This window comes from Mesorhizobium sp. M0166, from assembly GCF_040322255.1.
GTDB lineage: Bacteria > Pseudomonadota > Alphaproteobacteria > Rhizobiales > Rhizobiaceae > Mesorhizobium.
The window spans coordinates 1-11,802 of sequence record NZ_JAMYTD010000072.1 but is presented as its reverse complement, the minus strand read 5'-3'; the positions used below and the strand labels follow the sequence as shown (position 1 = coordinate 11,802).

8 protein-coding genes and 5 pseudogenes are annotated in these 11,802 nt (G+C 59.4%); 7 read left to right on the top strand and 6 right to left on the bottom strand.

The window, feature by feature from the left end:
* Window positions 1-81: 81 nt before the first annotated feature.
* Window positions 82-375, top strand: a pseudogene (locus tag NKJ46_RS33685) (transposase); the annotation flags it as partial.
* Here NKJ46_RS33685 and NKJ46_RS33680 read toward each other — a convergent pair.
* Window positions 320-2,086: a DNA methyltransferase gene (locus tag NKJ46_RS33680; RefSeq protein ID WP_352671506.1), complete on the bottom strand. Its 1,767-nt coding sequence runs from the start codon at window positions 2,084-2,086 to the stop codon at window positions 320-322. The pseudogene NKJ46_RS33685 and the gene NKJ46_RS33680 sit on opposite strands and share 56 nt — an antisense overlap.
* Before the next feature lie 44 nt (window positions 2,087-2,130).
* On the bottom strand, window positions 2,131-2,523 hold the full coding sequence (locus NKJ46_RS33675) for a hypothetical protein (RefSeq protein WP_352593203.1): 393 nt from the start codon (window positions 2,521-2,523) through the stop codon (window positions 2,131-2,133).
* Window positions 2,524-2,566: 43 nt separating this feature from the next.
* Between NKJ46_RS33675 and NKJ46_RS33670 the strand changes: the two genes are divergently transcribed.
* The 5 genes and pseudogenes from NKJ46_RS33670 to NKJ46_RS33650 form a co-directional block, all read left to right on the top strand.
* On the top strand, window positions 2,567-3,007 hold the full coding sequence (locus NKJ46_RS33670) for a hypothetical protein (RefSeq protein ID WP_352671503.1): 441 nt from the start codon (window positions 2,567-2,569) through the stop codon (window positions 3,005-3,007).
* Window positions 3,008-3,174: 167 nt separating this feature from the next.
* The gene (locus NKJ46_RS33665; RefSeq protein ID WP_352671500.1) at window positions 3,175-4,830 is read left to right on the top strand and encodes an MFS transporter; all 1,656 of its coding nucleotides are present in this window, start codon (window positions 3,175-3,177) and stop codon (window positions 4,828-4,830) included.
* Window positions 4,831-5,140: 310 nt separating this feature from the next.
* Window positions 5,141-6,707, top strand: a pseudogene (gene istA / locus NKJ46_RS33660) (IS21 family transposase).
* The gene (gene istB, locus NKJ46_RS33655; protein ID WP_027038551.1) at window positions 6,640-7,368 is read left to right on the top strand and encodes an IS21-like element helper ATPase IstB; all 729 of its coding nucleotides are present in this window, start codon (window positions 6,640-6,642) and stop codon (window positions 7,366-7,368) included. Before istA ends, istB begins: the two are co-directional and overlap by 68 nt.
* 144 nt (window positions 7,369-7,512) lie before the next feature.
* Window positions 7,513-7,860: pseudogene (locus NKJ46_RS33650) on the top strand (ABC transporter ATP-binding protein); the annotation flags it as partial.
* A gap of 26 nt (window positions 7,861-7,886) precedes the next feature.
* Here the strand turns inward: NKJ46_RS33650 and NKJ46_RS33645 are convergent.
* Window positions 7,887-8,504, bottom strand: a complete 618-nt coding sequence (locus NKJ46_RS33645) for a cold-shock protein (RefSeq protein ID WP_352452635.1) — start codon at window positions 8,502-8,504, stop codon at window positions 7,887-7,889.
* A 261-nt stretch (window positions 8,505-8,765) separates the two neighbouring features.
* Window positions 8,766-8,940 (bottom strand): annotated as a pseudogene (locus tag NKJ46_RS33640) (3-methyl-2-oxobutanoate hydroxymethyltransferase); the annotation flags it as partial.
* A 188-nt stretch (window positions 8,941-9,128) separates the two neighbouring features.
* On the opposite strand from NKJ46_RS33640, the gene NKJ46_RS33635 reads away from it, so the two are divergent.
* Window positions 9,129-10,091 (top strand): NUDIX hydrolase, encoded by a 963-nt coding sequence (locus NKJ46_RS33635; RefSeq protein WP_352452634.1) that lies wholly within the window; start codon window positions 9,129-9,131, stop codon window positions 10,089-10,091.
* A 73-nt stretch (window positions 10,092-10,164) separates the two neighbouring features.
* Here the strand turns inward: NKJ46_RS33635 and NKJ46_RS33630 are convergent.
* Window positions 10,165-10,374 (bottom strand): annotated as a pseudogene (locus NKJ46_RS33630) (IS630 family transposase); the annotation flags it as partial.
* A gap of 660 nt (window positions 10,375-11,034) precedes the next feature.
* Window positions 11,035-11,802, bottom strand: a 768-nt coding sequence (locus NKJ46_RS33625) for an isopentenyl transferase family protein (protein ID WP_352671497.1), incomplete at its 5' end; no start/stop codon positions are given.

The following is an 11,802-nucleotide window of genomic DNA, read 5'->3' as shown; positions in this document are numbered from 1 at the left end:
CCCTGATCACGAAGCAGCACCCTAACAAATCCGCGACCAGCGCGAATCCCCTTGCAGCCGCGACTTTCTGACTCAGTAAGACTAGAGGCTGATTACGCTTCGACCCGCATCAACCACTCGGAAAGCTACAGCGACGGCCACGGCAAGCACACCAACATGGTGGAAAGCTATTTCAGCCGCCTTCGCCGCATGGTCGCTGGCCAGCACCACCACGTTTCGCACCGCTACCTGTGTCAGTACGCCAATCACGCCGCATGGCTGGAAGATCATCGCCGCCGGTCAAATGGCGGCAATGCCTTCGCCCTGCTTGGCGGCGCGCTCAACCACCCAGTTTCGCGGATATGGGCTGGCTATTGGCAGCGGGCGTCGGTCTAAGTGACCCGCGCACGACGCGCGGGTTGAGGTGTACATTTTTACCGGCTTGAGGGAGTTCTTTTGTGAACACCAATGGCAACTCTGGCGCATTTCGATCTGGCCTCTTGCCGGTTCCGGTGCGAGATGGCTTCGAAAAGGCAGCGTAGGGAAGGGTCTCTATTGGAGGTAACTGTGGTCGCTGGTTCTGGAACCATTCGTCTATCGCCATAATTTGGATTCTAGGAATTGACCCATGCACAGTCTTAGCAAAGCCGGCGACGACGGCTTCCTTGAGCATTTCCCGAGTCGGCGCATTCAGACAGATAAACAAACCCATCTCTGCCTGCTCGCGCTCAATGACGCCGCGAAACTCCCGCACCATAGCCGGATTAACATTCTTTCCCGCCTTAACTGAGGTAAGCAATCTTCCGTATGATCGGCCGGGGCCATTAGGGAAAAACAATTCTCCATCAATGCCTCGGTCGGCACCTTTCTTCACTTCCTTCAGAAGATGAACACCTAACAGATAATTTGCCCACCACTGGAACTGGAACGGATCGTTCTTCGCCAAGTCGGCTGCAGTTTCGTAGTCGGCTGGGATGCCGATTGATCTTGGAACACGCAACGCGCCGAAGTGCTCGCCAAGCCGCTCTTCGATCACGTGGATAGCGTGAATTGATACATCGATACCAATCCAACGGCGACCTAGGGTCTCAGATGCGTGAACTGTGGTTCCGCAACCGCAAAATGGATCAAGGACTAAATCGCCCTCATTCGACGACGCCTTGATGATCCTTTCCAGCAACGCGAGAGGCTTCTGGGTCGGGTAGCCAATTCGCTCTGCTGACTGTGCGTTAAGCGAACTGATGTCAGTCCAGCAATTGCCAACTGGGGCGCCAGTATCATCATCCATCCTAAGCTTGCGGTATGGCTTGCCATTGGAGGTCCAGCCAAGATCGCCTCGCATGTCGATAGCTGCCAGTTTGTCCTCTTCCATTCGCCAGCCCCACGGACTTGGGTCATAATCTTTGTACACGTAGCTGAGGTTTTCTCGCGCCCCCATACTCGGTGAGCGAACTACCGGACCATCCGTAAACGGGCCCAAATTGTCGACTCTGTCATACTTTTCAAGTAATTCCTCTTTTGAAAGAGGTCGCTTAATTCTCTCTATACGGAGAACTGCGTCGTCGCTTTTTGCATAGAATAGTATGGAATCCGTGTCTGGGCTATACCGCTTTGCTTGATGCTGTGAACCTTTTGGGTTTCTGGATCGACGCCACGTTACTTCATTTCGATAGTTTGCAACGCCAAAAATTGCATCGAGTATTATTTTTAGGTAATGGCTAGCGGTCGGATCACAATGCAGGTACATGCACCCAGTGGGCTTTAGCGCGCGATGAAGTTCCACCAAACGAATAGCCATCATGACCAAATAGGCCATCATATCGCTATCGCCCAGCGCTGCGCGAAGCGCTCGAACGATGGCGCCGGTCTCGCCGCCGACCCTCGTCAAGAGATGCTCGTATGCGCGCTCTGCCTCGTAACCCCATATCCAAAAATCTAAAAATGCCCCCACTTGAGCGCTGCTGACATCTTCACGGGGGCTTTTAAATAGAACGTTGTATCGCGCATTGCTGTTGAAAGGCGGGTCGAGATAAATAAGATCGACGCTGCCGGGCTCGACATATTTTCGAGTGACATCAAGATTATCGCCGAAATAAAGCTTGTTCATCGCCGCCACCTTTGCCACGCCGTTTTCAGAATAAACCACGAAGGTTAATTAAGATGAATCGCGCTCAACCAAGCTTTTCGGCGCTGCCAATTCTTTGTGCCTTGGTGCCGGATCGGCTCGACAAGGGACACGCCCCAGCCCTTCGCCTGCACGATGCGGCGCGCCGTCTCTTTGTTCGTCGCGCTGCCTTCCGCCTCGTGCTTCACGATCAGCCTGTAAAGTTCGCCCTTGCGGAAGCGGTTTGGCTTTCGCCGTAAAGGCGTGATCAGCGCCGGGTCGCCCTGATAGCCAAGGATGAGCAGTACGGCGTCAATGTGCTGAAGCTGGTCGGCCAGGTTCGCACCCTTGAACCGAATCGCGCCGGAAATCTCCGCACGCTTCGCGACCAGCGTGTTTATCGCGTGCTCATATCGGGTGGAGCGGACAATTGGGGGCAACTCTTGGCATCCCCGGATTCTAGGGGAACGAGCTACCGCGTGCTTGGTCTATGTTGGTGCGTTTTGCTACATAAGACCGCAAAAGCCTGACCTTTGCCAGTCTTCTACGGGCAAGCGTTCGCGCCAAAAGTTCAAAGCCGCGTCCATAACATTCAACAATGAAAGCCAGCCTCATCAGATCGAGCAGAAAGTCGTCGATGGCATGTGTGAGCGCGTCAGACTTCTGTTCAAGCTGAAGCAGCAAGGCGCGCGCCTCTTCGATCGCGGCCCGGCAACCGTCTGCGTTTATCAGGAATCAATCCTGTCTAAGATCTGCAAGCCCTCACCTCGCCCCAAGCCAGACTCAGCGCATCGAACGCCGTTGGAGAGAGTTTCCGACGAAAGAACATCGTCGCGTTTCGCGAAAAGGCATCGCTCGGCAAAGTGCCCGTTGATGAAGCATGCTGCGTCAAACGACAAGCAAGATCCGGGCTCCACCCAGTGATGTCTTCGAAGGCGGGGTGAGCCGGCTCGGGCATGCGTCTCGGCCGCAACCCTTAATCACGAGGAACTGTGCCGCAAGGCAAACAGTTTCTCTCTATTCTTCTAGCCGCCACGGTTCAGCCTAGATTACATGGGAAGCGACAATAACGGAAAGCAAAGGTTCGCAAAATGAGTAGGGTGGCTGGATCAAACGAAGATTTGGCTGCACCAACGACCTTTGGGCCACTTCTGCAGCCCACCTTTCGTTCAATCTGGCTCGCGACGCAGGTTTCAAGCCTCGGCTGGTTGATGCAGACTGTTGCCATCAGCTGGCTGATGGCAACGATCTCGACTTCCGATCTGATGGTTGCGTTGGTGCAGGCTTCATCGAACCTGCCCGCTTTCGTCTTGTCTGTCTTTGCCGGGGCTCTCGCCGACAATTTCAGCCGGCGCCGGGTCATGTTCGCCGGTCGGTGCCTTATGGTGATTGCGTCCGCGATGCTGACCGCGTCCGTGGCGCTGGGCTTTGTCAGTCCGTGGATGATCCTCGGCTTCAGCTTCTTGATCGCAAGCGGCGGTGCTCTCAATGATCCGGCCTGGCAAGCGTCGGTTGGCGATATCGTGGATCGACGCGATGTTCCCGCTGCCGTCACCCTGCTTTCTGTTGGCTTCAACACCGTCCGGACTGTGGGTCCGGCGCTCGGCGGCATTATGGTTGCCTCATTTGGCCTTATGGCGGCATTCGCCGTGACCACGCTCACCTATTTCGTACCCTTGGCTACTATTTGGCGCTGCAAGTGGAAGGTTCGTTCTTCCCCTCTTCCACGCGAGTCGATGAGGACGGCAATTTATGACGGGCTGCGCTTCACGGCGATGTCATCGGAGATCAAGGCAGCGATCGCGCGCGGAACCCTCTTTGGCCTGGCGAGCATCGCCATACTCGCGCTGCTGCCGGTGGTTGTCCGCGACCAGCTGGGAGGAGGTCCGCTCGCCTATGGCGCGCTCATGGCTGGCTTCGGGACCGGTGCCGTCTTCGCCGGCCTCTCCAACAGCCTGTTCAGACGGAGCTTGTCGCAAGAAAGGCTGATGAGGCTCTCCTGCCTCGCCTGCGCGGCGTGCTCCCTCTCCCTGGCTCTGACCTCTTCGATCGCTGTGGCGGCAATTGCACTCGCCCTGGGCGGCGCCGGTTGGGTCACCGCCTGGTCGGGGGTTGGCGTGAGCGTGCAGCTGGCGAGCCCGCGCTGGGTCGTGGGTCGCACAATCTCGATCTACTACGCATTGATAGACGGCGGCATCGCGGCCGGCAGCTGGGTATGGGGCACGGTTTCCCAGAACCATTCGCTGACCTGGGCGCTCGAGGGTTCCGCTGTAGCCCTTCTGATCGTCGCTGCAGCCGGCGTTCTGTTTCCTCTTCGCGAGCGCCGCGAGTCCGAGCCCGATCCTTTGGAGGAATTCGACGCCCCAGCTGTCGCTCTCAGTTTGAAGCCGAGAAGCGGCCCGATCGTGGTCAAGATCGAATATCTGATAGCCGAGAGAAATGTCGAGGCCTTCCTCGACCTCATGCGGCAGCGGCGTCATGTACACAGCCGCGTCGGTGCTCGGAACTGGACGCTCCAGCGCAACCTTCAGAAGCCTATGCAGTGGACAGAAACGTTCCGAACGCCGACCTGGACCGACTACCTTCGCCTCAATCATCGTCTCACGGAAGTAGACAAGGAACTGGACGAGCGTGTCTTCCAGTTACACGCGGGAGAGAAAGCGCCTCAAATGACGCTTTCGATTGAGCGGCCGACAAGCTCGGCCCGGAAACCCGACCAGTCAATCCTTCACCTTCCCCGTCATTGAAGCCTGACCTTCCCATATCTGGGCATCAGCGATCGTTAAAGATCCGGGTGATGGATGAGAATCTCGGCGGCATCCGTGTCGTGCGTGTCTTCGCCGCGCAGCCGCACGAGCTGGAAAAGTTCGACCGCGCCAAGCAGGACGCGCCTTGATCTCGCCAATGAGCGCGTCGACATCCGTGTCGGCAACACCAGCGCTGTGAATCGGCGTGCAAAATTGACCCCATAAGCCGGGGAATCGGCGTCCAATTTTGACCCCCCTGATGCTTTGATTTGCGACCATCAGCTCGTCGTGGCGAGCGGATGGTGTGGGGATGAAGTCGGTGGATACGATTGCCCGGGTTCGGCGCGCCTTCCATGTGCAGGGATGGTCGCTCAAGCGGATTTGCCGCGAGCTGCATGTGTCGCGGAACACCGTCCGCAAGATTCTCAGATCCAATGAGACATCGTTCTCCTACGAACGCGAGCGGCAGCCCAAGCCGAAGATCGGTCCGTGGCAGGATCAGCTTGACGGGTTTTTGAATGGCAACCGTGGCAAGGCGGCGCGCGAGCAACTGACACTGATCCGGATTTACGAAGAGCTTTGCAGCCTCGGTTACGAGGGTGGCTATGACGCCGTCCGCCGCTACGCGAAGAGCTGGGCGAAGGCGCAGGGGTCGGCGATGGCGGACGCCTATGTGCCGCTGTTCTTCGCGCCGGGCGAGGCCTACCAGTTCGACTGGAGCCACGAGATCGTCCTGATCAACGGCGTGACGGTGACCGTGAAGGTCGCCCATGTCCGGCTCTGCCACAGCCGCATGATGTTCGTCAGGGCCTATCCGCGCGAGACGCAGGAGATGGTGTTCGACGCCCACGACCGGGCGTTCGCCTTCTTTGGGGGCGCCTGCATGCGCGGCATCTACGACAACATGAAGACGGCGGTGGAAACGATCTTCGTTGGCAAGGACCGCCAATACAATCGCCGCTTCCTGCAGATGTGCAGCCATTATCTTGTGCAGCCGGTCGCCTGCACGCCGGCCTCGGGCTGGGAGAAGGGTCAGGTCGAGAACCAGGTCGGGCTGGTGCGCGAGCGCTTCTTCACGCCGCGACTGCGCTTCAAGACCTATGAGGAATTGAACGCCTGGCTGCATGACAAGTGCGTCGCCTACGCCAAGGCGCATCGTCACGTCGAGCAACCGGAACGAACGATCTGGAATGTGTTCGAGGAGGAGCGTGGCAAGCTGGTTGAATACCGCGGTCCCTTCGACGGGTTCCATACGGTGCCGGCCTCGGTGTCGAAGACCTGCACGGTGCGCTTCGACAACAACAAATACTCGGTGCTGTCGACTGCGGTCGGCCGCCCGGTCGAGATCCATGCCTATGCCGGCAAGATCGTCATCCGCCAGGACGGCGTGGTCGTCGCCGAACATGCCCGCTCCTTCGGCCGCAATGAGACGATCTACGATCCCTGGCATTACATGCCGGTCCTTGCCCGCAAGCCCGGTGCACTGCGCAACGGTGCGCCCTTCCAGGGCTGGGTTCTGCCCTCGGCGATGGAGCGTATCCGACGCAAATTGAAGGCGGCGCATGACGGCGATCGTCAGATGGTGTCGATCCTGGCCACGGTGTTGACCGACGGCATTGATGCCGTGGAAGCCGCCTGCCAGGAGGCGCTCGATCAGAACGTCTGCTCCTGCGCCGTCATCATCAACATTCTGGCGCGGCGGCGCGACCCCGCGCCGGCCGTCACCATCCTCACCCCGGACGCGCTTCGCCTGCAGCATGAGCCGCAGGCCGACTGCGCCCGCTACGACGGCCTCAGGAGGGCAAGCTGATGGAACGCACGCAGGTTCTGGAACTGATGGGGACGCTGAAGCTCTATGGCATGCGCGGCGCCTATGACGAGGTCATGGCGACAGGCATCAAGCGCCAGCACGAGCCGCCGAGGATCGTCGGCGATCTGCTGTCGGCCGAGATCGCCGAGAAGCAGGCCCGCTCCATCAAATACCAGCTCACTGTCGCCAAGCTGCCGATCGCCAAGGACATCGATGAGTTCGACTTCGACGGCACGCCGGTCAACGAGGTGCTGGTCCGGGACCTTGCCAACGGCACCTTCGTCGCCGACCAGCGCAACGCCGTGCTCATCGGCGGCACCGGAACCGGCAAGTCGCATCTGGCAATCGCCATTGCCCGCGCCCTGATCCGCAACGGCTCACGTGGCCGCTTCTTCAACGTCGTCGATCTCGTCAACCGGCTCGAGACAGAGCACCGCGGCGGCAAGCAGGGCCGTATCGCCGATTACCTCACCCGGCTCGACTTCGTCGTGCTCGATGAACTCGGCTATCTCCCGTTCGCGCAAGCCGGCGGGCAATTGCTCTTCCACCTGATCAGCAGGCTCTACGAACGGACCTCGATCATCGTCACCACCAACCTGGCGTTCGGCGAATGGCCCGCCGTCTTCGGCGACGCCAAGATGACGACAGCGCTCCTCGACCGTCTCACCCATCATTGCGAGATCATCGAGACCGGAAACGAGTCCTGGCGCTTCAAGAACCGCGCCTGATCACCCCATCAGCTGCCAAGCGCAATCCGCGCTCGCCCGGGCTGCGCAACCCTGACCAGCTCCGCCCGGGCGAACGCTGACCGCCGCGCATTCCATAAGGGGGTCAAAATTGGACGCCGATCGGGGGTCAGTTTTGGAAGCCGTTTGACAACCAGCGCCATGAATTTCTCGTTCCTGACCGCCATGGGCCTGGTGCTCTGGTTCGGTGGCCAGAAAGTGATCGCAGGTCAAATCAGCGTCGGCACGCTGGCCCTGTTGCTCACCTTCATGACCATTCTGCAGATGCCGGTGCGCCAGCTCGGATTGATGGTCAACTCGTTCGCGCGCGCCTCGACCTGCGGCACGCGGCTGTTCGAGTTGCTCGACGCCGAACTTGACATCGAGGACGCGGCGGGCGCCAGGGATCTCGTCGTCACCGACGGCGTGCTGCGCTTCGACAATGTCGGTTTCTGCTACGCGGGCTCGAGCGGCCGCCCGACGCTCTCCGGCATCCTTCGAGGCGAGCAATGCATCGCCGTCTAGGCAAGGCGAATGCTCCGGACTTCCCAGCCTTTCTTGCCTTGCCCGCATTCGACAAACACCTTCTGTCCCGCCACCAGCACGCTGAGCCCTGAGCGCGTCAGGGCGCTGGCATGAACGAAGACGTCCTTCTCACCGTTGTCAGGAGCAATGAAGCCGAAGCCCTTTTCGGGTTTGTACCACTTGACCGTGCCCCCGCTCTCCAGCTGCGCACCGGTTTCAACGAAGGTCCCTCCAGCGACGCGCGTATGTGACGGAGTTTTCGCGCGGAGATCGCCGATCTCCAGCACCTGCGCGACTTGATGACCTTTTGGACTTTTTTCGACCGTGATCTTGAGAGGCGTTCCCGCGGCAACATCCCGGGTTCCGGCCGCCTCTAACACTCGCACGTGCAGATAGGCCTCCGTGCCGTCCGACAGTTTGACGAAGCCAAAACCCTTGCTGACTGTGAACCACAATACCTCCGCATCGACAGGATCTGCCGTCACGGTCGGCGGGCGCTGAAAATAGCTTGGCTCGGAAGTCCGTTCCGAAAAGGAAACGGGGTCATCGTCATAGCGATGCCGGCGTGGCTCGCGATGGTCTCGATATTTGCCCATGATCATCTCGACTGGCATGGATGGCGCACTGCGCTACCGTCAAGATAATCTCAATCGGGCGACGCGTTTATGTCAAAAAGGCCGTGAAGACCGCAGCTGTGCCCGGCCTATCGGCCGAACCCTTTGAAACTAGATTCATTTCCCCTGAAACAATAGTGCCGCCGAGTCGATTTACTGACTCGCATAGGTTGTGTTGGAGTGAGAGTGCGATGATGCTGGCGCGGGCGCACTGGAAGGGCTTTATCAGGCATTCCGGAAAGCCTGCTCCGGGTTTCTTCAAAAGGAACCGAACGGCGGGTCGACGACCATTTGCGCCGGCTCCAGGCTACGGCGCAGGTCTGACCGTGCATGATCATCATCTCCAGCGTCACGCCCAGCGTCGACGCCAAGCCGTGGAGAACTATGCCGCGCTGTCGCCGACGAGAACAACGTCGCAATGTCGATCGACGAGCTTGAATCGGCGCACTCAATGGGCCTCCTTCCCCAAGCACGGATGTCGCGTTGGCACTTTTTATGCAGCTGCGAAGAGCTAAAATCGCCACGACGGGTGGTGTTGACGCGCCGACAATTATCAGACAAAAACGGAATTCAATCGGTTCAGCGGCCTACGCGGCAGGGCTCTGCTCAACAACCTCGGGGACCATGGACGAACGCGCAAAAGGGATTAGGAAAGGCGGAGCTGGAGGCAAGGCCAACGACGTCAATGCGGACTTAATCGCCGTTGTGGTCGCCATGGACAGCAGCGCCCCCTGCGTTCTGACCATCCCGCAGGCAAACGCCCTGCCCTCGGGCCCGTTCGAGCTTGCTCACCGTTCGCTGCAGTCGGGCCTCAGGGGATGGGTGGAACAACAGACCGGCCAGCCGCTCGGCTATATCGAACAGCTCTACACCTTCGCCGATCGCGACAGGGTTGGCGCTGACGACCGCGTGGTCTCTATCAGCTATCTGGCGCTCACCCACCAAGACGAAGCTGGCGACCCGGCCGGGCGACACTGGGGAAGCTGGTACGACTATTTCCCGTGGGAGGATCACCGCTCCGGCACACCGGCGGTCGTGTTGGACGAATTGCGGCCGCGCCTGATGGAATGGGCGGATGGCACTGACGACAGTACGACACGCCTCGACCGACGACGGCGGGCGGCGATCGCCTTCGGCTTTGACGACCGCCATTGGAACGAGGAACTCGCGCTTCAACGTTATGAGCTGCTCTACGAAGCCGCCCTGGTGGAGGAAGCAATACGCGCCGGACATTCCGCTGCGCCCACCTGGGTCTCGGGCAGATCGATGATCGCCGATCATCGTCGCATCCTGGCGACCGGCATTGCGCGGCTGCGCTCCAAGATCAAATATCGGCCGGTCGTATTCGAACTGATGCCGCCGGTCTTCACGCTTTTGCAGCTGCAGCGCACCGTGGAGGCGCTTGCCGGCAGGCTCGTGCGTAAGCCGAACTTTCGCCGGCTGATCGAGCAGCAGGAGCTGGTCGAGGAGACCGGTGAGACAACCGCGGAAACCGGCGGCCGGCCGGCGCAACTTTATCGCTTCCGTCACGCCGTTCTCGACGAGAGGGTGATAGCCGGAACAAAATTGCCGCTCTCGCGGGCTTGACCCGCCTTGCGCCAGCAGCCCTGACGATGTCGCGGACGGCTTGGCCCTTGTGAGAACCGGGATTGTCGAGAATGACGATGTCGCCCGGCTTCAGTGTTTTGTTGAGTTCGGTTTCGACATAGACGCGAAAGGCCTGCGTATTGATGGGTCCGTCAATGACCCAAGGCGCCTCCACCCGATCATGCCGCAGCGCGGTGATGAAGGTCATCGTCTTCCAATGGCCATATGGTGCGTGGGCCATCAGCCGCTTGCCGCGCACACCCCAGCCGCGCAACGGCGCCATGTTGGTCTTGACCCATGTTTCATCCAGGGAGACCAGGCGCGTAGGGTCAATGCGGGTCTGATAGCGCATCCATTGCGCACGCCCGCGCATCAGCTTTGGCTTGAGCTGCTCGGCCGGCAGAACGGTTTTTTTGAAACTCTTGCCCTCGCGGTGCAGGAAGCGACCGACGCTCGCAGGAGACCACGTTCAGCCAGTGCCGCCGTCAATTGATGAAGCGTCATGTTGGCATCTCGCTCAACCTCGCCCAGGACGAAAGCACGGTGCTCCCCGTCGATCAGATAGGTCCGATGACCACCCATCTTGCCGGGTGCCGCACTGCCACGGCGACGCTTGCGGCCTCGGGCGTTTCCTGGGCGAAGGCGGTGGCGATGAAAGCCGATACGACGCCACAGACTGGGCTGGCGGATAGTAGTTCGCGAGTCAGCCACGGTAGCGGTCGCTACGAAGCGCGCAGCACTTTGTCATCGGTACATTCCGTCCCATGCCTGAAATGAGCAGTGCAGCCATGTCGCCTCCTCCGCAGTCACCGTGGCGAAAGCAATCCTTCCGCTGCCACACGGACCTAATGTCGCCTGGCAATAGCTTGCTTCAGCAAACCACTTAGCGCAATTCTCAGGAGCTACCGTGCCCGCATCGCAGGCGAGGTCCGGGGAGGCTTGCTCACTCAGTTTGCCATTCTGGAAAGTCGCGTTCTTGCCAACGCGCATATTCGAGATATTCTCTCGCAATCGCCTCTACAAGATCTTGTTGGAGCTCTTTGCGAAGGCACGGCATTTCGCTGATTGCCAAGCTGTGCTCTCTCGCAAAATGAATGGCGCAACGATATCCGTCAACGTCTTCCAAAGTGGGACGGACTGCATCTTCCTTCCACTGATCGGCAAGTTCCTGCAGCAATGAAGGTTGTCCTTCTCTTGTGACAAACATGTCTGTGACCCGACGCTTGGCTCTCTCCAGAAAGGCGTCCGAGTTGCCGAGCCGCAACCGCCTTACATGCCACCGAAATGCGCCATCCCAATGCTGACTTCGCGCCATTAAATTGAGAAGGGAGATCGAACCGCCTTCGAGGATGAGCCCCGGCTGGGAACTACGCTCATCCACTTGCATTATCAGCTTACGATGGGCGGTCTCGGCGTCGATGATGCCCGCGGTTAGCGGGCGCGAATCCAAGTAGATCCGCTGGGTAGATTGCAGTTTGGAATCCGAGGGACGCCCGCTGCCGGTGGCGATTTGAGGACAGCATTGTACACGATCCAGCGCAATGACCGGCCATCCGGTCTCTCGTGCAATTTGGATTGCCGCGTCTGTTTTGCCGCTGCAGGTCGGCCCGTAAATCAAATAGATTAGGATAGTGTCCTGAAGGTTCTGCAAAAAGTTTTGGAGAGAGAACGGCGCTTGCTCTGAAGGGCGAGCGGCCATGGCACGGTGGTG

Excerpts from the sequence above, each read along its gene's own strand:
- NKJ46_RS33680 (WP_352671506.1), bottom strand. The coding sequence starts at position 2,086 with ATGAACAAGCTTTATTTCGGCGATAATCTTGATGTCACTCGAAAATAT.
- NKJ46_RS33665 (WP_352671500.1), top strand. The coding sequence starts at position 3,175 with ATGAGTAGGGTGGCTGGATCAAACGAAGATTTGGCTGCACCAACGACC.
- istB (WP_027038551.1), top strand. The coding sequence starts at position 6,640 with ATGGAACGCACGCAGGTTCTGGAACTGATGGGGACGCTGAAGCTCTAT.
- NKJ46_RS33645 (WP_352452635.1), bottom strand. The coding sequence starts at position 8,504 with ATGCCAGTCGAGATGATCATGGGCAAATATCGAGACCATCGCGAGCCA.
- NKJ46_RS33635 (WP_352452634.1), top strand. The coding sequence starts at position 9,129 with ATGGACGAACGCGCAAAAGGGATTAGGAAAGGCGGAGCTGGAGGCAAG.